The sequence below is a fragment of the Kosakonia sacchari SP1 genome, from assembly GCF_000300455.3.
GTDB lineage: Bacteria > Pseudomonadota > Gammaproteobacteria > Enterobacterales > Enterobacteriaceae > Kosakonia > Kosakonia sacchari.
The window spans coordinates 1,950,460-1,969,167 of the sequence record NZ_CP007215.2 but is presented as its reverse complement, the minus strand read 5'-3'; the positions used below and the strand labels follow the sequence as shown (position 1 = coordinate 1,969,167).

Here is an 18,708-nt window from a genome sequence, read left to right as displayed (position 1 = left end):
GTCTTAAAAAGTGATACAGGTCGCGCCCTGTTCCGCGCCGGAAAGTTTTTCCCGCAGCGCACCAAACATTTCACGCCCTGTGCCCACGCGCATCGCGCTAAGGTCAGGAATATGTGGCTGACGTGCGGCAAGAACGTTGTCATCAACCAGCAGCGTTAATTCGCCGGTCTGCCCGTTAACCCGAATCATGTCGCCATCATGCACTTTTGCCAGCAACCCACCATCATATGCTTCTGGTGTAACGTGAATTGCCGACGGCACTTTACCTGATGCTCCTGACAGCCGTCCATCAGTAACTAATGCAATTTTGAAACGGCGGTCCAATAATACACCAAGTGGCGGCATGAGTTTATGTAATTCTGGCATACCGTTCGCTTTTGGCCCCTGATGACGAACAACGACCACACAATCGCGATCCAGCAGCCCTGCCTCAAATGCGGGCAGCACGTCATGCTGGCTTTCAAAAATCACCGCTGGTGCTTCAATCACCTGGTTTTCTACCGGTACGGCGGAGGTTTTCATTACCGCGCGTCCGAGGTTGCCGCTCAGCACTTTGGTGCCGCCATGTTTAGAAAACGGTTTATCAATGCTGGCGATCACGTTGTCATCCAGCGACGCGGCTGCGCCATCACGCCAGTCAAGCTCGCCGTTATTGAGCCACGGTTCGTGGGTATAACGCGCCAGACCAAAACCTGCGACCGTATTGACATCTTCATGCAGCAGGCCACCTTTCAGCAACTCACGCAATAATACCGGCACACCGCCTGCGGCCTGGAAGTGGTTAATATCCGCCGGGCCATTCGGGTAGAGGCGCGCCAGTAAAGGAACAACATCAGAGAGATCGGAGAAATCATCCCAGTTAATGATGATGCCCGCCGCACGCGCCATCGCTACCAGATGCATAGTATGGTTAGTCGAACCGCCGGTCGCCAGCAGCGAAACAATACCGTTGACCACAACTTTTTCATCAATCATTTTGCCAAGCGGCATCCATTCGTTGCCATTGCCGGTGAGGCGCGTTACCTGGCGAGCCGCCGCTTCTGTCAACGCTTTGCGCAACGGCGCATCCGGGTGTACGAACGAGGAACCCGGCAACTGCATGCCCATAAACTCAATCACCATCTGGTTGGTGTTGGCGGTACCGTAGAACGTACAGGTGCCTGGTTCATGATAGGACGCGGCTTCTGATTCCAGCAGTGCCATGCGATCGACTTTACCTTCAGCATAAAGCTGGCGGATACGCACTTTCTCTTTGTTGGCCAGGCCGCTCGCCATCGGACCTGATGGCACAAACACTGCCGGCAGGTGGCCAAACGACAATGCTGCCATTGCCAGCCCTGGGACGATTTTGTCGCACACACCCAGATACAGCGCACCATCAAACATATTGTGTGACAGGCCTACTGCGGCAGACATAGCAATCACTTCGCGGCTCAGTAAGGACAACTCCATCCCGTCCTGACCTTGCGTAACACCATCGCACATGGCCGGAACACCCCCCGCCACCTGCCCGACTGCATTCACAGAGTGCAGTGCTTTACGAATAATATCCGGATAGACCTCGTAAGGCTGATGCGCAGAGAGCATGTCGTTATAAGAGGTGATGATCGCAATGTTGTTGCGCAACATGCTTTTGAGGGAGGCTTTATCATCGGGCTGGCAAGCAGCAAAACCGTGCGCCAGGTTACCGCAGGCGAGTGTTGAACGGCGTACGGTATCGCTTTTCGCTTGTTCAATACGCGCCAGATAGGCTGAGCGGGTTTCACGCGAACGTTCAATAATTCGATTTGTTACGCGTAACATTGTCGGGTTCATAGAGGCTCCTGAAATTTATCTGTCCGGGGAAGCCGCGTTAACAGTGCGATTAGCTTTACGTAACAAGCTGAAAACACCAGAGCGCCGCGCCCCAAAGGCAAAATCGCTTCAGCCAGTGTAATAAAAAAAGCCCCGCTGGTGAATCCAGTCGGGGCTTGAAAGATGAAAAATTGTTCGGATAGCTGAGTTAGATCATGTTACCGGTAAAATTGCGCAACTTTAACCGACAGCTAATCACTCAAACTCGTTCCAGGAACGGCCATCACGGGTGATCATGGCCACCGAGGCCACTGGCCCCCAGGTTCCCGCCTGGTAAGGTTTCGGCGAGTCGTTATCCGCCGCCCAGGCTTCCGTGATGGAATCGACCCATTTCCAGGCTTCTTCCACTTCGTCACGGCGCACAAACAGCGCCTGAATGCCGCGCATCGTTTCCAGTAACAGACGCTCATAGGCATCTGCCAGATGCGTCTGATTGAACGTTTCGGAATAGCTCAGATCCAGCTTGGTGATTTGCAGATTGTGTTTGTGATCGAGACCCGGCACTTTGTTCAGCACCTGGATATCCACCCCTTCGTCCGGCTGCAGGCGAATAGTCAGCTTGTTCTGTGGCAGATCCTGCCAGGACTCTTTGAACAGATTCAGTTCCGGTGTTTTAAAGTAAACAACTACTTCAGAACACTTGGTCGGCAGACGCTTACCGGTGCGCAGGTAGAACGGCACACCCGCCCAACGCCAGTTATCAATATCGACACGGATAGCAACAAACGTTTCGGTGTTACTGGTCTTATTCGCACCCTCTTCTTCCAGATAGCCCGGTACTTTTTTGCCCTGGGCGAAACCGGCGCTGTACTGGCCGCGTACGGTTTTTTCACGCACGTTGGTGCGATCAATACGGCGCAGCGACTTCAATACTTTTACTTTCTCGTCACGAATGCTGTCGGCGCTCAGATCGGACGGCGGCGACATGGCAATCATGCACAGAATTTGCAGCAGGTGGTTCTGGATCATATCGCGCATCTGCCCGGCCTGGTCGAAATAGCCCCAGCGCCCTTCAATGCCCACCTCTTCCGCCACGGTGATTTCAACGTGATCGATGGTGCGATTGTCCCAGTTATTGACGAAAAGAGAGTTCGCAAAACGCAGCGCCAGCAGGTTGAGCACCGTCTCTTTACCAAGGTAGTGGTCGATACGATAAACCTGGCACTCTTCGAAAAACTCGCCCACCTGGTCATTGATTTCCCGCGATGTGGCAAGCGAAGTCCCCAGCGGTTTTTCCATTACCACGCGCGCCGGTTTGGCGTTCAGTTTGGCTTCACCCAGGCCTTTGCAGATTGCGCCAAAGGTGCTTGGCGGCATGGCGAAATAGTTGATGGTAGTGCGATTTTTTTGATCCAGCATCGCGCCGAGACGTTTGAATGCGGACGTTTCGTTGACGTCCAGATTGCAAAAATCCAGACGACCACTCAGCTTGTCCCACAGGCTCTCGTCGATCTTCTCCTTCATAAAGGTTTCAAGCGCTTCGCGAACAACCTTGGTATACGCTTCCTTATCCCAATCAGCGCGGCCCACGCCCAGAATTCGTGTCTCCGGGTGAATTTGGCCCGCTTTTTCCAGTTGGTACAGGGAAGGCAGCAATTTCCGACGGGCAAGGTCGCCCTTGGCGCCGAAAATGACCAGGTCACACGCCTGGGCTGTTTGTATTACCGCCATGTCTTTCTCCTCAGTTGGCTATCCTGGAGCTTCAGCCAGGCCTCAGTTGTAATTTTATTACAGTGCACTGTACTGCTTTTACGTAATTCCCGAAACTGTTAAGCCTTGTCAGGACGTGCGTTATATTGTTGTGACGAAAAAACTGTTCTTTCGCCCTGATAAAGCGGGATATTTGCCCAATACACAGCCGGTAAAATCCGACTCTGATCATGTAATGAAAAAAAACAACAACATTTCTCATCACGACTTACCTTTCTGCGCGTCGCAGGGGTAATATCAAGCTAAACCGCATCACGATTCCATCTATTGGTGTAATCGTTTTACCATGAGCGTTTATCACCCATGAATATGCTGGAAAAAATCCAGTCACGGCTGGAACACCTTAGCAAATCCGAGCGTAAAGTGGCGGAAGTGATCCTCGCCGCGCCGGACCAGGCCATCCACTCAAGCATTGCCGCACTTGCGCAAGAAGCGGATGTTAGCGAACCAACAGTGAACCGTTTCTGCCGCAGCCTCGACACCCGGGGCTTCCCCGATTTCAAACTGCATCTGGCGCAAAGCCTCGCCAACGGCACGCCCTATGTTAATCGAAATGTTGATGAAGATGACAGTGTTGAAGCCTATACCGGCAAAATCTTCGAATCCGCGATGGCCAGTCTCGACCATGTGCGCCAGTCACTGGATATGGCAGCGGTAAACCGCGCCGTAGATTTACTGACACAGGCGAAAAAAATTGCCTTCTTTGGCCTTGGTTCTTCTGCCGCCGTTGCGCATGATGCGATGAACAAATTTTTCCGCTTCAATGTGCCGGTGGTCTACTCCGATGACATTGTGTTGCAACGCATGAGTTGTATGAATTGTAGCGACGATGACGTGGTTGTGTTGATTTCACATACCGGAAGAACCAAGAATTTAGTAGAACTTGCGCAACTGGCGCGTGAAAACGATGCCATGGTGATAGCCCTTACGTCCGCAGGAACGCCGCTGGCGCGTGAGGCAACGCTTGCTATCACTCTGGATGTTCCGGAAGATACAGATATTTATATGCCAATGGTTTCTCGTCTTGCGCAACTCACGGTTATTGATGTGCTGGCAACAGGCTTCACATTGCGTCGGGGAGCAAAATTCAGGGATAACTTGAAGCGAGTCAAAGAAGCACTGAAAGAATCGCGTTTTGATAAAGAGCTGCTTATTAAAAGCGATAACCACTAATAGTAAATATAAAAGCGGTAACCTCTTACGCTGTCCGATCTGACACACCGCCCTTCACAGCAGGGCGCCAAATGACCGGATTTATGTTCACGCAACACCAAGTTGTTTCAGTCAACGGAGTATTACATGTCCAGAAGGCTTCGCAGAACCAAAATCGTAACCACCTTAGGCCCGGCTACTGACCGCGATAACAACCTTGAGAAGGTGATCGCTGCAGGTGCTAACGTGGTACGTATGAACTTCTCACACGGAACACCTGAAGATCATAAATTACGTGCGGATAAAGTGCGTGAGATTGCGGCAAAACTGGGACGTCATGTTGCTATCCTTGGCGATTTACAAGGGCCAAAAATTCGTGTTTCCACCTTTAAGGAAGGCAAAGTTTTCCTGAACATCGGGGATAAATTCCTGCTCGATGCCAACCTTGGTAAAGGTGAAGGCGACAAAGAAAAAGTGGGCATCGACTACAAAGGTTTGCCTGCTGATGTCGTGCCGGGCGATATCCTGCTGCTCGATGATGGTCGTGTCCAGCTGAAAGTGCTGGAAGTCCAGGGCATGAAAGTGTTTACCGAAGTGACCGTTGGCGGCCCGCTGTCGAACAATAAAGGCATCAATAAGCTGGGCGGCGGCCTTTCTGCTGAAGCGCTGACTGAAAAAGACAAAGCGGATATCGTAACAGCTGCATTGATCGGCGTTGACTACCTGGCCGTATCCTTCCCGCGCTGCGGCGAAGATCTTAACTACGCTCGCCGTCTGGCGCGCGATGCCGGTTGTGATGCCAAAATCGTGGCAAAAGTTGAGCGTGCAGAAGCGGTCTGCAATCAGGATGCGATGGATGATGTGATCCTCGCCTCCGACGTAGTAATGGTCGCTCGTGGCGATCTCGGTGTTGAAATCGGTGACCCGGAACTGGTTGGTATCCAGAAAGCGCTGATCCGCCGCGCGCGCCAGCTGAACCGTGCGGTGATCACCGCGACGCAAATGATGGAATCGATGATCACTAACCCGATGCCAACGCGCGCGGAAGTGATGGACGTTGCCAACGCCGTGCTCGACGGCACCGATGCGGTCATGCTCTCTGCCGAAACTGCCGCAGGCCAGTATCCGTCCGAAACCGTTGCGGCAATGGCTCGTGTATGTCTGGGCGCTGAAAAAATTCCAAGCATCAACGTCTCTAAGCACCGCCTGGATATTCAATTCGATAACGTGGAAGAAGCGATTGCCATGTCGGCCATGTATGCGGCAAACCACCTGAAAGGTGTAACCGCTATCATTTCGATGACAGAATCGGGGCGCACCGCGCTGATGACCTCGCGCATCAGTTCAGGTTTGCCGATTTTCGCCCTCTCTCGCCACGAGCGTACCCTCAACCTGACAGCCCTATATCGCGGCGTCACCCCGGTCTATTTCGATAGCGTAAATGACGGCGTGACAGCAGCTCACGACGCAGTAAACTTGCTGCGCGATAAAGGCTATTTGCTGTCCGGTGACCTGGTTATCGTGACTCAGGGTGATGTGATGAGCACCATCGGCACCACGAACACTACGCGAATTCTGACCGTAGAATAAGCGGTTATAGAAAGCAAAAAGGCCTCTCATTGAGAGGCCTTTTTTGTGGGCTATTTTTTCGCAAATAAATCTTTGCGCCTGTAAGGCTCTGTCTCACCCGGTTTCCGCGTTTTAAGCAATTTGAGGATCCAGGTGTATTGCTCAGGATGCGGACCGACAAACTTTTCAACTTCTTCGTTCATACGCCGGGCAATCGTGTTGTCATCGGCAGTGAGCAGGTCGTCCATCGGCGGCCGCACCTGAATAATCAGCCGGTGTGTTTTCGCATCATAAACCGGGAACAGCGGCACCACGCGCGCACGGCACACTTTCATCAAACGGCCAATAGCAGGCAATGTCGCTTTATAGGTTGCAAAGAAATCAACAAATTCACTGTGCTCCGCACCGTGATCCTGATCCGGAAGGTAGTACCCCCAGTAGCCCTGACGTATCGACTGAATAAAAGGCTTGATGCCATCATTACGCGCATGTAAACGCCCGCCAAAACGACGTCGCACGGTGTTCCATATATAATCGAATACTTTGTTGCCCTGATTATGAAACATCGCTGCTATGTTTCGCCCCTGTGATGCCATTAACATCGCCGGGATATCAATGCCCCAACCGTGCGGGACCAGGAAAATCACCTTCTCTTCGTTGCGGTGCATTTCATCAATAATTTCACGACCCTGCCATTCCACACGCGGCAGAATCTTTTCCGGGCCACGCAGCGCCAGTTCCGCCATCAGAACCATGGCTTGCGGCGCAGTGGCAAACATCTCGTCAATAATGGCCTCTCTTTCCGCATCGCTCTTTTCAGGGAAACAGTAGTAGAGGTTGATCTGCGCACGGCGACGTGCGCTTTTGCCGAACTTTCCGGCCAGACGCCCAAGTTTGCCGAGTACAGGATCGCGCACCGACGGCGGGATCATCGCTACGCCCGCAAAAGCCAGCACTCCCAGCCACGCGCCCCAGTAGCGTGGATGGCGAAATTCTTTTTCAAACTCAGGAATATATTCAGCGGTATTTTTTTTCGTTTCCATGCATCTTCCGCAGGCGAGAAATCAGTTTACATAAAATAATGAGATAGTGTAGCGAGGCGCCATCCATCGCACAAAAGAAAAAGCCGATGCGGTTGAGGCATCGGCTTCGGACGCACATTTGTTAAACGAATCAGTCGACTTTTAGCTGAGGTAAAATCTCTTTAACTTGTGCGAGGTAATCCTTACGATCCGACCCGCTTAAGCCTTCGGTTCTCGGCAGCTTCGCCGTTAACGGATTAACCGCTTGCTGGTTGATCCATACTTCATAGTGCAAATGCGGACCGGTAGAACGCCCGGTGTTCCCGGAGAGCGCAATACGATCGCCACGTTTCACTTTCTGTCCGGGTTTTACCAACAGCTTGCGCAGGTGCATATAACGCGTGGTATAGGTGCGTCCGTGACGGATAGCGACATAGTTGCCTGCAGCTCCGCTGCGTTTCGCCACGACGACTTCGCCATCCCCTACTGCGAGCACAGGCGTTCCCTGTGGTAATGCGAAATCAACGCCTTTATGCGGTGCAACGCGACCGGTAACCGGGTTCAGACGACGGGGGTCAAAATTCGAAGAAACACGGAACTGCTTAGATGTCGGGAAGCGCAAAAATCCTTTTGCCAGGCCCGTACCGTTGCGATCGTAAAATTTGCCGTCTTCCGCGCGGATTGCATAATAATCTTTGCCGTCGGAACGCAGACGCACACCAAGTAACTGGCTTTGCTCTTGCTTGCCTTCCAGCATTTCGCGGGACATGAGTACAGAGAATTCATCGCCTTTTTTCAGCTTGCGGAAATCCATTTGCCACTGCATGGCTTTAATCACCGCGCTGACTTCACCGCTGGTTAGCCCGGCGTCGCGCGCGCTGGAAACAAAACTCCCGCCGACCGTCCCTTTCATCACCGAGTTTACCCAATCGCCCTGCTGCGTTTCGCTACTCATTTTGAAGCCGCCATCAACGCGGTCATAAGTACGGGTCTCGCGGCGGGACATCTCCCAGGTCAATCGCTGCAAATCGCCATCCTCAGTCAGAGTCCAGGAGATCTGTTGGCCGATTTTCAGGTTACGCAGCTCTTTATCCGCAGCAGCAAGCTGGCTGATATCACCCATATCAATGCCGTACTGGTTAAGAATGCTGCTCAGCGTATCGCCCGTGGATACTACGTATTCATGTACGCCAGCTTCACTGGAGGTTTTCTCATCGAGTTCATCCTGCGGAATAGCGTCAACATCGTCATCCGATGCAGTCTGGTCGATAGGTTCACTGGCTTCCGGCAGCAAAGAACGGATTTCGCTCTTCGGCAGCTCGATAGCTTTAACAATAGGTGTAACGGATTCGGGGTGATAAACATACGGACGCCAAACGGCGACCGTGAGAGTGAGAACTGTAAGCGACCCCAGCATAACGCGGTGGGGTCGGGGCAGATTATTAAATGCCAGGGCGACAGAGCGGGCTATCTGTTGCACGTATTCACTTCCTCGTTATTCTCCTTTCAGGCAGCTCGCATACTGATGTGAAAGTTGGGCAAGGAACTGCGGATAGCTCTCTTTGCCTAACTTGATGCCGATACCGAGCGGATCCAACGTTCCCATTCGAACGGATGTCCCTCTGGCAACAGCTTCTACGACCGCTGGCCTGAACTGTGGCTCAGCAAAAACGCAGGTTGCTTTTTGCTCAACCAACTGTGTTCTGATTTCATGTAAACGCTGCGCACCAGGCTGAATTTCGGGGTTGACGGTAAAGTGACCGAGCGGAGTCAGTCCGTAGTGTTTTTCAAAGTAGCCGTAGGCGTCATGAAAAACGAAATACCCTTTCCCTTTCAGCGGTGCCAGCTCGTTACCGACCTGCTTATCGGACTGGGCTAATGATGCCTCAAATGCTTGCAGGTTGGCGTCCAGCTTGGCTCGACTTTGCGGCATAACTTCCACTAATTTATCGTGGATTGCAACCGCCGACAGCCGCGCAATCTCTGGGGAGAGCCACAGATGCATGTTGTACTCACCGTGATGGTGATGCTCGTCACTTTTTTCGTCCTGATGATGTCCATCACCATGGTCGTGCTCATCCTCGTCCGACCCTTTCATGAGTAGCGTTTTCACACCATCCAGTTCCGCCATCGTCACTAATTTTTTCGCCGGGATTTGCTGCGCGGAACGCACCATAAAGGCTTCCATTTCAGGTCCGACCCAAAATACTAAGTCCGCGTTCTGTAAGCGTTTTACATCCGATGGACGCAGGGAATAATCGTGCTCTGAAGCGCCATCCGGCAGTAATACTTCTGTCGGCGTCACCCCATCAGCGATTGCTGACGCGATAAATCCCAGCGGCTTTAATGACGTTACAACGGCGGCGTTAGCAGTTTGTGCTGCTCCACCGAGAAGCGCAGCGGATAACGCTGCGCAAAGAAGCGTATTTTTATGTAACATAATGCGACTATTAATCGTAATGAATAAGTGGGATGTGATATTATAACATTCGACAACTTGTGCAACCCCATAAATGCTATGACGAATCTTGTAACGCTCGAAAATATCACCGTCGCATTCGGCCAACGGCGCGTTCTGTCTGATATTTCGCTGAATTTACATGCCGGTAAAATTTTAACCCTGCTGGGCCCTAATGGCGCGGGCAAATCAACGCTGGTACGTGTTGTGCTAGGGTTGGTAGCACCCGACTCCGGGTTGATCAAGCGTGACAAAACGCTGCGCATCGGATATGTGCCGCAGAAATTACACCTGGATGCTACTTTGCCGCTCACCGTTGGCCGCTTTATGCACCTGCGTCCTGGCACCAGTAAAGGCGATATTATTCCCGCACTAAAACGAGTGCAGGCCGCACATCTGGTCGATGCGCCAATGCAAAAACTGTCTGGTGGCGAAACCCAGCGTGTATTGCTGGCGCGAGCGCTACTTAATCGCCCGCAATTACTGGTTCTTGATGAGCCAACCCAGGGCGTTGATGTGAATGGCCAGGTGGCGCTGTATAACCTGATTGACCAGTTGCGTAAAGAGCTGGACTGCGCTGTATTGATGGTTTCTCACGATCTGCATCTGGTTATGGCAAAGACCGATGAAGTGCTCTGCCTGAATCACCATATTTGCTGTTCCGGCACGCCGGAAGTGGTTTCAATGCACCCGGAATTTATCTCCATGTTCGGCCAGCGTGGCGCGGAACAGTTGGGGATTTATCGCCACAATCACAACCACCGCCACGACTTACAGGGCCGTATTGTGCTGCGCCAGGGTAATGGACACTCATGATTGAATTATTACTGCCCGGCTGGCTTGCCGGGGTTATGCTCGCCTGCGCGGCGGGTCCGTTGGGCTCATTTGTTGTCTGGCGCAGAATGTCATATTTCGGCGACACGCTCGCGCATGCTTCTCTGTTGGGTGTCGCTTTCGGTTTGTTGCTTGACGTCAATCCATTTTATGCAGTGATCGCCGTTACGCTGTTGCTGGCCGCCGGGCTGGTATGGCTGGAAAAACGACCTCATCTGGCAATTGATACCCTGCTGGGGATCATGGCGCACAGCGCACTGTCGCTGGGTCTGGTTGTTGTTAGCCTGATGTCGAATATCCGTGTCGATTTAATGGCCTATCTGTTCGGGGACTTGCTGGCGGTAACTCCAGCCGACCTGGTGGCGATCGCCCTGGGCGTTGTCGTGGTGCTGGGAATTTTGTTCTGGCAATGGCGCAATCTGCTGTCGATGACCATCAGCCCCGAGCTGGCATTTGTCGATGGCGTGAAGTTGCAGCGTGTGAAGCTGCTGCTGATGCTGGTCACTGCGTTAACGATTGGCGTTGCCATGAAATTCGTCGGCGCACTGATCATCACCTCACTATTGATTATCCCGGCCGCGACATCGCGACGCTTCGCACGTACGCCGGAGCAAATGGCAGGCATCGCAGTCGGTATCGGCATAATCGCCGTCACTGGCGGACTGACATTTTCGGCTTTTTATGACACGCCTGCGGGCCCATCTGTGGTGTTGTGCGCGGCACTGCTGTTTATCTTCAGCATGATGAAGAAACCCGCTAGCTAAAGCGAAAGGCCGGAAGCAAATGCTCTCCGGCCTTTAACGTTATGGCATTTGCGGCGGCGTTATACCAAAGTGATTCCACGCTCTGACTGTTGCCATCCGGCCTCGTGGCGTACGCTGCAAAAAGCCCTGCTGGATAAGATATGGCTCCAGCACATCCTCAATCGTTTCGCGCTCTTCACCAATGGCTGCCGCCAGGTTGTCCAGCCCGACCGGGCCGCCGAAGAACTTATCAATAACCGCCAACAGCAGTTTACGATCCATATAGTCGAACCCTTCGGCATCGACATTCAACATGTCGAGCGCCTGGGCCGCGATATCAGCGGTAATGTCGCCATCGTGTTTCACTTCGGCGAAATCGCGCACACGCCGTAGCAGACGATTCGCAATACGCGGCGTACCGCGTGAGCGGCGCGCCACTTCCAGTGCGCCCTCGTCGCTCATCTCCAGCCCCATATAGCGCGCGCTGCGCCCCACAATGTGCTGTAAATCTGCCACCTGATAGAACTCCAGACGCTGCACAATGCCGAAACGATCGCGCAGCGGAGAAGTGAGCGAACCCGCGCGCGTTGTCGCGCCGATCAAGGTAAACGGCGGTAAATCGATTTTGATTGAGCGCGCCGCTGGCCCTTCACCGATCATGATATCCAGCTGGTAATCCTCCATCGCCGGATAAAGCACCTCTTCGACAACCGGCGAGAGGCGGTGAATCTCATCAATAAACAACACATCATGCGGCTCGAGATTAGTGAGCATCGCGGCGAGATCGCCCGCTTTTTCCAGCACCGGCCCTGAGGTTGTGCGCAGATTGACACCCATCTCGTTTGCCACGATATTCGCCAGCGTCGTTTTACCTAAGCCTGGCGGGCCGAAGATAAGCAGATGGTCCAGCGCGTCACCGCGCAGCTTTGCCGCCTGGATAAAGATCTCCATTTGCGAGCGCACCTGCGGCTGCCCGATATACTCGTCAAGCATTTTCGGACGAATAGCGCGGTCTGCGACTTCCTCTATATTGGTGCTGACGGGCGTGACCAGACGGTCTGCTTCAATCATCCTCTACCTCACAACGCCGCGCGCAGCGCTTCGCGGATCAGGGTTTCACTGTTGGCGTCCGGACGCACAATCTTACTTATCATCCGGCTGGCTTCCTGAGGTTTATAGCCTAACGCCACCAGCGCAGCAACGGCTTCTTGTTCCGCATCATCCGTCGCCGGGCTCGCCGGAGAGGCCAGCACCAAATCAGCAGCAGGGGTGAAGAGATCGCCGTGCAGACCTTTAAAGCGATCTTTCATCTCGACAATCAAACGCTCGGCGGTTTTCTTCCCGATTCCCGGCAATTTGACCAGCGCCGCAGGATCTTCGCGTTCAACGGCGTTAACAAACTGCTGCGCCGACATGCCGGACAAAATTGCCAGTGCCAGCTTCGGACCAACGCCATTGGTTTTGATGAGTTCGCGAAACAGCGTCCGTTCTTGCTTGTTATTAAATCCGTATAACAGCTGAGCGTCTTCACGTACCACAAACTGTGTAAAAACAACCGCCTCTTTTCCGGCGTCCGGGAGCTCATAAAAGCAGGTCATCGGCATATGGACTTCATATCCCACCCCCCCCACTTCCAGCAGAACCAACGGGGGTTGTTTTTCTACAATAATGCCTCTGAGTCTGCCTATCACGTGACGCTCCTGCGTTAACGGCTGAAAATGTAATGCCGTATGATAAAAAAAGGCTGGATAGATATCCAGCCGAATATACAGTAAAACGCGAGCGCGGTTCAGGAATTCGCGTAATAACCCGCATCCGCAAGATCGGTGAGTAAGTCGCGTTGCACAGGCTGCCAGCCTAAAACGTCGCGGGTTCGCTCGCTGGACGCTGACATATCCGCGGCGGCAAAGGTAGCAAACCAGCCAAAATGGTCGGCACTGCGTGATTCAGCGGGCAGCCCTAGCATGTTGCCAATGGCGATGGCAATCTCCCGCATCGCGATCCCTTCCTCGGCTACCGCATGATATACCGTTTCCGTTACGCCACTTTCCAGCGCCAGCCGGTAGAGCTTCGCCGCATCAAGGCGATGCACAGCAGCCCAGCGATTATTCCCCTCATCCGGCCAGGCGGAGACACCGGTTTTCTTCGCCAGCGCAATCAAAATAGGGATAAAACCGTGATCGCCTACGCCATGAACAGTTGGTGCCAGACGCACACTGGCAGCCCGGACACCTTTTTCGGCCAGAGCCTGTGCCGCCAGTTCGGAACGGCGCAGATAATCCGGCGCGCTGACAGGTTTATCCTTTTCAGTTGCTGCCCGCCCCTGAACCAGCCTTGCCAGTCCCGAGGTCACCAGCATCGGACGATCGCTACCAAGCAGCGCCTCCCCCATCACTTCAATAGCGCGTCTGTCCTGTTCGCAATTTTCCGCAAAACGGGAAAAGTCGTGATTAAAGGCGGTATGGATCACCGCATCCGCACGCGAAGCCGCGTCAAACAAGACAGAATGATCATCTAGCGTTCCGGAAATAACCTGCCCTCCCGCAGTCAGCAGCGGCTGTGCTTTATCCGCATTTCTCGCCAGGCCGCTCACCTGGTGCCCGGCAGCAATCAACTCTGCCGCCACTTTTGCGCCGACCCAACCGGTCGCGCCCGTTAGAAAAACATGCATGCGTGTGCCTCCTGATGTTGACTCGCGCCGTTATCCTTATAAATATCCTTTGTAGTGAAAAGTAGTGACGTTATCGGGGTATAAGGACTAACAGGATGCAAAGCGTTTCTCAGCCTAAAAATCTGGGCAGTTACCTGAAATCGCGCCGCGCGCAGCTTGACCCTGTGGCGCTGGGCTTTCATACCGCGCGGCGACGTACGCCGGGCCTGCGTCGTGAAGAGGTGGCGCATCTGGCCTGTATTAGCGCCACCTGGTATACCTGGCTTGAGCAAGGCCGTGGCGGTACGCCGTCAGCCGAAGTGCTGGAGCGCATTTGCCAGGCGTTGCGTCTTTCTGAGCGCGAACGCGAACACGTTTTTCATCTGGCATTAGGCCGTGCTCCGGGCATGTATTCCATGACCAGAGGAACCGTGACGGAAAGGCTGCAAAAAGTGCTGGACTGTATGGACCTGAGCCCGGCGATGATCCGCAATGCGACCTGGGATGTGCTCGCCTGGAACAAAGCCGCCACGGTGGTGTTATCCGATTACCCGAACCAGCCTGCGCACGAGCGCAATATACTGCGGCGCATTTTTCTTAATCCCCAGGCGCGCGCCGCACAGGCAGACTGGCATTCGCTCGCCCGCTTTCTGGTGGCTGCTTTTCGCGCAGACGCCACCCGTGCCGGAGCGTCCATTGAAATTCGTCCGCTGGTTGAAGAACTCAGTGCGGCTTCACCTGAATTCGCCGAACTATGGCGCAGCAATGATATTGACATGATGGGAGAAGGCACAAAAATCCTGCTTCATCGCGAAGCGGGCCGCTTATCGCTGGAGTTTTCGAGTTTCTCAGTGGAGGGACAACCGGACCTGACAATGGTGGTCTATAACCCGTCAACGCAGGAAGACGCGGATAAAATCCGCTCGCTGCTATAAAAAAAGCGCCGGTAAACCGACGCTTTTTAGCGTAATCGCCCGCGAGCCAGATTGAGCCTTGTGCTGCTCATCTGCAACGCATTCTGGCTGACATGGCAATGCGTGATGGCAATAGCCAGCGCATCTGCCGCATCCGCCTGCGGGTTAGCGGGCAGTTTCAGCAGCGTGCGCACCATGTGTTGCACCTGGCTTTTTTCCGCGCTGCCAATCCCCACCACCGTCTGTTTTACCTGCCGTGCGGCATATTCAAACACTGGCAAATCCTGATTCACGGCGGCGACAATCGCCACACCGCGCGCCTGCCCCAGCTTGAGCGCCGAATCGGCGTTTTTCGCCATAAACACCTGTTCGATAGCGAAAAAATCCGGCTGGAACTGAGTGATAATCTCCGTCACGCCTGCATAAATCAGCTTCAGACGCGACGGTAAATCATCCACTTTGGTACGGATACAACCACTGCCCAGATAGGTCAATTGCCGTCCCGTCTGGCGGATCACGCCGTACCCGGTGACGCGCGAACCCGGATCGATACCGAGAATGATCGCCATTATGCGTCTCCGGTTACATGCGTATTAATCAGCGACATTAGAGTGTCGCCGCAACCTCATCAGAGATCTCACCGTTGTGATAAACCTCCTGCACGTCGTCGCAATCTTCCAGCATATCGATCAGACGCAGCAGTTTCGGCGCGGTTTCCACGTCCATGTCGGCTTTGGTTGACGGGATCATGGAGACTTCAGCGTTGTCCGCTTTCAGGCCCGCAGCTTCCAGTGCATCACGCACTGCGCCCATCTCTTCCCACGCGGTATAAACGTCGATTGCGCCATCGTCAAACGTCACCACGTCTTCAGCACCGGCTTCCAGTGCTGCTTCCATAATGGTGTCTTCGTCACCAGCTTCGAAGGAGATCACCCCTTTTTTGCTGAACAGATAGGCGACAGAACCGTCAGTACCGAGGTTCCCACCGCATTTGCTGAAAGCATGACGCACTTCCGCCACGGTACGGTTGCGGTTGTCACTCAGACACTCCACCATCACCGCCGTGCCGCCAGGACCATAACCTTCATAAATGATGGTTTCCATGTTCGCGTCATCATCACCACCCACACCACGTGCGATAGCGCGGTTTAAGGTGTCGCGGGTCATGTTGTTAGACAGCGCTTTATCAACCGCCGCACGCAGGCGCGGGTTAGAACCGATATCGCCGCCGCCCAGGCGAGCAGCCGTTACCAGTTCACGGATGATTTTGGTAAAGATCTTACCGCGTTTAGCATCCTGTGCCGCTTTGCGGTGTTTGGTGTTGGCCCATTTACTATGACCTGCCATAAAAAACTCTCCAATAAAGCCTTTTCCCGGCGGCTTTCAGCCCTCTGGTGCGTTGGCTGCTCCCGTTCGCACCCGTTGCTTACCACAGTAAGCACCTGGCGACGCGGGGGTTGCCACCTTCCTGAGAACTGAAATTCCAGGGAAATTAGTCGGCGTTAATAACAAATTCTTCAATCGCCTGCCGGTTGCTCCACGACTTGGTTAATGCCGCCGCTGCCGGGGCATCAAGCCAGCGGTACGCCAGATGTTCAGTAAAAACAATCTGGCGTTCATGGGGCAGCGCAAGACAAAACCAGGATTCGGTATTGTGCGTAACGCCCGGCGCATAGCGATGACGTAAATGACTAAATATTTCAAACTCCACCGTGCGCTGACAGTCGATTAAGGTCAGTTGCTCGAAAGCAATATCGATCTCGACCTCTTCCTTTACTTCACGCATGGCGGCTTGCGACGCTACCTCTCCTGCTTCAAGACTGCCGGTCACCGACTGCCAGAAATCAGGATCGTCGCGTCGCTGCAACATCAGCACCCGTTTCGTGTCCTCGGCGTAAATCACCACCAGCACAGAAACAGGGTGCTTAAAGGCCATCTTATTTATTCTCCGGCGTCTCTTTTTTGACGACAGAAATACCCAGCTCAGCCAGCGACGCCGGGTTGGCGAAACTTGGCGCTTCCGTCAGCAGACAGGCCGCAGCTGTGGTTTTCGGGAACGCAATCACGTCACGGATGTTATCGGTGCCGGTCAGCAGCATGGTCAGACGATCCAGACCAAATGCCAGGCCCGCGTGCGGCGGCGTACCGTACTTCAGCGCATCCAGCAGGAAGCCGAACTTCTCACGCTGTTCCTGCTCATTGATACCCAGAATGCCGAACACTGTCTGCTGCATTTCGCCGTTATGGATACGCACCGAACCGCCGCCCACTTCATAGCCGTTAATCACCATATCGTAGGCGTTAGCCACAGCGTCTTCCGGCGCCGCTTTCAGCTCGGCGGCGGTCATATCTTTCGGCGAGGTGAACGGGTGGTGCATCGCGGTCAGACCGCCTTCGCCGTCATCTTCAAACATCGGGAAGTCGATCACCCATAGCGGCGCCCATTTGGCTTCGTCGGTCAGGTTCAGGTCTTTACCGAGTTTCAGACGCAGCGCACCCAGCGCATCGGCAACCACTTTTTTGTGGTCCGCGCCGAAGAAAATCATGTCGCCATCTTGCGCGCCCGTGCGCTCAAGGATCGCGCCAACAATTTCAGCGTTCAGGAATTTCGCCACCGGGCTGGTGATCCCCTCCAGTCCTTTTGCCGCTTCGTTGACCTTAATATAAGCAAGGCCTTTCGCCCCGTAGATTTCGATAAACTTGCCGTAGTCGTCAATCTGTTTACGGCTAAGTTGTGCGCCACCTGGCACACGCAGCGCAGCAACGCGGCCTTTCGGGTCGTTTGCCGGGCCGGAGAAGACTTTAAACTCGACGGCTTTCAGCAAGTCGGCAACGTCTACCAGCTCCATCGGGTTACGCAAATCAGGTTTATCAGAACCGTAACGGCGCTCGGCTTCGGCGAAGGTCATAATCGGGAAGTCGCCCAGATCCACACCACGAATTTCCTGCCACAGTTCGCGTACCAGCGCTTCCATTACTTCTCGCACCTGCGGCGCGGTCATAAAGGAGGTTTCCACATCGATCTGGGTGAATTCCGGCTGACGGTCAGCACGCAGGTCTTCGTCACGGAAACATTTGACGATCTGATAGTAACGGTCGAAGCCGGACATCATCAGCAGCTGTTTGAACAGCTGCGGAGATTGCGGCAGCGCGTAGAATTTGCCTTTATGCACGCGCGAGGGCACGAGGTAGTCACGCGCCCCTTCCGGCGTTGCTTTGGTCAGCATCGGGGTTTCAATATCGAGGAAACCGTGATCATCCATAAAGCGACGCACGAAGCTGGTGATCTTTGCGCGGGTTTTCAGGCGCTGGGCCATTTCCGGGCGGCGCAGATCGAGGTAGCGGTATTTCAGACGCGCTTCTTCGGTATTGACGTGGTTAGAGTCCAGCGGCAACACGTCGGAACGGTTGATAATATTCAGCTCGGTGGCAAACACTTCAACTTCACCGGTTGCCATATCTTTGTTGACGTTTTTGCCGTCGCGCGCACGCACGGTACCGGTAATCTGAATGCAGAACTCATTACGCAGTTCAGAGGCGAGCTGGAACGCATCCTGACGGTCCGGGTCGAAAAACACCTGCACGATGCCTTCACGATCGCGCATATCAATAAAGATAAGGCTACCGAGGTCACGACGACGATTGACCCACCCACAAAGCGTTACTTGCTGTCCCACATGGGACTGATTGAGCTGCCCGCAATATACTGTACGCATGAGATATCCCTTAATTAGCTGCGCGCGACCCGCCGCCTGCGGGGCAGGCACTCTGGTGGCAGCTATTTTCGTATGTCACAACTGGA

General features: G+C 53.9%; 17 protein-coding genes. 5 read left to right on the top strand and 12 right to left on the bottom strand.

Annotation, left to right across the window (positions count from 1 at the left end; translation table 11 throughout):
• Nucleotides 1–3: 3 nt before the first annotated feature.
• Nucleotides 4–1,815: a phosphogluconate dehydratase gene (gene edd, locus C813_RS32355; RefSeq protein ID WP_017456942.1), complete on the bottom strand. Its 1,812-nt coding sequence runs from the start codon at nt 1,813–1,815 to the stop codon at nt 4–6.
• A gap of 234 nt (nt 1,816–2,049) precedes the next feature.
• A complete protein-coding gene (gene zwf, locus C813_RS32350; protein ID WP_017456941.1) occupies nt 2,050–3,525 on the bottom strand; it encodes a glucose-6-phosphate dehydrogenase in 1,476 nt (491 codons plus the stop codon).
• Between the two features lie 342 nt (nt 3,526–3,867).
• Between zwf and C813_RS32345 the strand changes: the two genes are divergently transcribed.
• On the top strand, nt 3,868–4,737 hold the full coding sequence (locus tag C813_RS32345) for a MurR/RpiR family transcriptional regulator (RefSeq protein ID WP_017456940.1): 870 nt from the start codon (nt 3,868–3,870) through the stop codon (nt 4,735–4,737).
• Nucleotides 4,738–4,863: 126 nt separating this feature from the next.
• Entirely contained in the window at nt 4,864–6,306 is a 1,443-nt protein-coding gene (gene pyk, locus C813_RS32340; RefSeq protein ID WP_017456939.1) for a pyruvate kinase, read from the top strand.
• 50 nt (nt 6,307–6,356) lie between these two features.
• On the opposite strand, the gene lpxM is transcribed toward pyk, so the two are convergent.
• From lpxM to znuA, 3 genes are all read right to left on the bottom strand, one after another.
• Complete coding sequence (lpxM, locus tag C813_RS32335; protein WP_017456938.1) at nt 6,357–7,328, bottom strand: lauroyl-Kdo(2)-lipid IV(A) myristoyltransferase; 972 nt, start codon at nt 7,326–7,328, stop codon at nt 6,357–6,359.
• Nucleotides 7,329–7,458: 130 nt separating this feature from the next.
• On the bottom strand, nt 7,459–8,787 hold the full coding sequence (mepM, locus tag C813_RS32330) for a murein DD-endopeptidase MepM (protein ID WP_017456937.1): 1,329 nt from the start codon (nt 8,785–8,787) through the stop codon (nt 7,459–7,461).
• A 15-nt stretch (nt 8,788–8,802) separates the two neighbouring features.
• The gene (znuA, locus tag C813_RS32325) at nt 8,803–9,747 is read right to left on the bottom strand and encodes a zinc ABC transporter substrate-binding protein ZnuA (RefSeq protein ID WP_040016512.1); all 945 of its coding nucleotides are present in this window, start codon (nt 9,745–9,747) and stop codon (nt 8,803–8,805) included.
• 78 nt (nt 9,748–9,825) lie between these two features.
• On the opposite strand from znuA, the gene znuC reads away from it, so the two are divergent.
• On the top strand, nt 9,826–10,581 hold the full coding sequence (znuC, locus tag C813_RS32320) for a zinc ABC transporter ATP-binding protein ZnuC (RefSeq protein WP_017456935.1): 756 nt from the start codon (nt 9,826–9,828) through the stop codon (nt 10,579–10,581).
• A complete protein-coding gene (gene znuB, locus C813_RS32315) occupies nt 10,578–11,363 on the top strand; it encodes a zinc ABC transporter permease subunit ZnuB (RefSeq protein WP_017456934.1) in 786 nt (261 codons plus the stop codon). The genes znuC and znuB overlap by 4 nt, the downstream gene beginning before the upstream one ends.
• 39 nt (nt 11,364–11,402) lie before the next feature.
• Here znuB and ruvB read toward each other — a convergent pair whose 3' ends face one another.
• The 3 genes from ruvB to C813_RS32300 all read right to left on the bottom strand — a co-directional run bounded on the left by ruvB (nt 11,403) and on the right by C813_RS32300 (nt 14,013).
• Entirely contained in the window at nt 11,403–12,413 is a 1,011-nt protein-coding gene (ruvB, locus tag C813_RS32310; RefSeq protein WP_017456933.1) for a Holliday junction branch migration DNA helicase RuvB, read from the bottom strand.
• Between the two features lie 8 nt (nt 12,414–12,421).
• Nucleotides 12,422–13,033, bottom strand: coding sequence for a Holliday junction branch migration protein RuvA (ruvA, locus tag C813_RS32305; protein WP_017456932.1), 612 nt, complete (start codon nt 13,031–13,033; stop codon nt 12,422–12,424).
• A gap of 98 nt (nt 13,034–13,131) precedes the next feature.
• Nucleotides 13,132–14,013 carry an SDR family oxidoreductase gene (locus C813_RS32300; RefSeq protein WP_017456931.1) on the bottom strand — a complete coding sequence of 294 codons (882 nt, stop codon included), beginning with the start codon at nt 14,011–14,013 and terminating at the stop codon, nt 13,132–13,134.
• 95 nt (nt 14,014–14,108) lie between these two features.
• On the opposite strand from C813_RS32300, the gene C813_RS32295 reads away from it, so the two are divergent.
• Nucleotides 14,109–14,927, top strand: a complete 819-nt coding sequence (locus tag C813_RS32295; RefSeq protein WP_017456930.1) for a helix-turn-helix transcriptional regulator — start codon at nt 14,109–14,111, stop codon at nt 14,925–14,927.
• A 26-nt stretch (nt 14,928–14,953) separates the two neighbouring features.
• Here the strand turns inward: C813_RS32295 and ruvC are convergent, their stop codons facing one another.
• The 4 genes from ruvC to aspS all read right to left on the bottom strand — a co-directional run bounded on the left by ruvC (nt 14,954) and on the right by aspS (nt 18,622).
• On the bottom strand, nt 14,954–15,475 hold the full coding sequence (gene ruvC / locus C813_RS32290) for a crossover junction endodeoxyribonuclease RuvC (protein ID WP_017456929.1): 522 nt from the start codon (nt 15,473–15,475) through the stop codon (nt 14,954–14,956).
• Between the two features lie 37 nt (nt 15,476–15,512).
• The gene (locus C813_RS32285) at nt 15,513–16,253 is read right to left on the bottom strand and encodes a YebC/PmpR family DNA-binding transcriptional regulator (RefSeq protein ID WP_017456928.1); all 741 of its coding nucleotides are present in this window, start codon (nt 16,251–16,253) and stop codon (nt 15,513–15,515) included.
• 145 nt (nt 16,254–16,398) lie between these two features.
• Complete coding sequence (gene nudB / locus C813_RS32280) at nt 16,399–16,842, bottom strand: dihydroneopterin triphosphate diphosphatase (protein WP_017456927.1); 444 nt, start codon at nt 16,840–16,842, stop codon at nt 16,399–16,401.
• 1 nt (nt 16,843) lies between these two features.
• Nucleotides 16,844–18,622 carry an aspartate--tRNA ligase gene (aspS, locus tag C813_RS32275; RefSeq protein ID WP_017456926.1) on the bottom strand — a complete coding sequence of 593 codons (1,779 nt, stop codon included), beginning with the start codon at nt 18,620–18,622 and terminating at the stop codon, nt 16,844–16,846.
• Nucleotides 18,623–18,708: the final 86 nt, after the last annotated feature.

Bases quoted from the DNA above. Each gene is read 5' to 3' on its own strand.
- edd (WP_017456942.1), bottom strand. From the start codon at position 1,815: ATGAACCCGACAATGTTACGCGTAACAAATCGAATTATTGAACGTTCG.
- zwf (WP_017456941.1), bottom strand. From the start codon at position 3,525: ATGGCGGTAATACAAACAGCCCAGGCGTGTGACCTGGTCATTTTCGGC.
- C813_RS32345 (WP_017456940.1), top strand. From the start codon at position 3,868: ATGAATATGCTGGAAAAAATCCAGTCACGGCTGGAACACCTTAGCAAA.
- pyk (WP_017456939.1), top strand. From the start codon at position 4,864: ATGTCCAGAAGGCTTCGCAGAACCAAAATCGTAACCACCTTAGGCCCG.
- lpxM (WP_017456938.1), bottom strand. From the start codon at position 7,328: ATGGAAACGAAAAAAAATACCGCTGAATATATTCCTGAGTTTGAAAAA.
- znuA (WP_040016512.1), bottom strand. From the start codon at position 9,747: ATGTTACATAAAAATACGCTTCTTTGCGCAGCGTTATCCGCTGCGCTT.
- znuC (WP_017456935.1), top strand. From the start codon at position 9,826: ATGACGAATCTTGTAACGCTCGAAAATATCACCGTCGCATTCGGCCAA.
- znuB (WP_017456934.1), top strand. From the start codon at position 10,578: ATGATTGAATTATTACTGCCCGGCTGGCTTGCCGGGGTTATGCTCGCC.
- ruvB (WP_017456933.1), bottom strand. From the start codon at position 12,413: ATGATTGAAGCAGACCGTCTGGTCACGCCCGTCAGCACCAATATAGAG.
- C813_RS32300 (WP_017456931.1), bottom strand. From the start codon at position 14,013: ATGCATGTTTTTCTAACGGGCGCGACCGGTTGGGTCGGCGCAAAAGTG.
- C813_RS32295 (WP_017456930.1), top strand. From the start codon at position 14,109: ATGCAAAGCGTTTCTCAGCCTAAAAATCTGGGCAGTTACCTGAAATCG.
- ruvC (WP_017456929.1), bottom strand. From the start codon at position 15,475: ATGGCGATCATTCTCGGTATCGATCCGGGTTCGCGCGTCACCGGGTAC.
- C813_RS32285 (WP_017456928.1), bottom strand. From the start codon at position 16,253: ATGGCAGGTCATAGTAAATGGGCCAACACCAAACACCGCAAAGCGGCA.
- nudB (WP_017456927.1), bottom strand. From the start codon at position 16,842: ATGGCCTTTAAGCACCCTGTTTCTGTGCTGGTGGTGATTTACGCCGAG.
- aspS (WP_017456926.1), bottom strand. From the start codon at position 18,622: ATGCGTACAGTATATTGCGGGCAGCTCAATCAGTCCCATGTGGGACAG.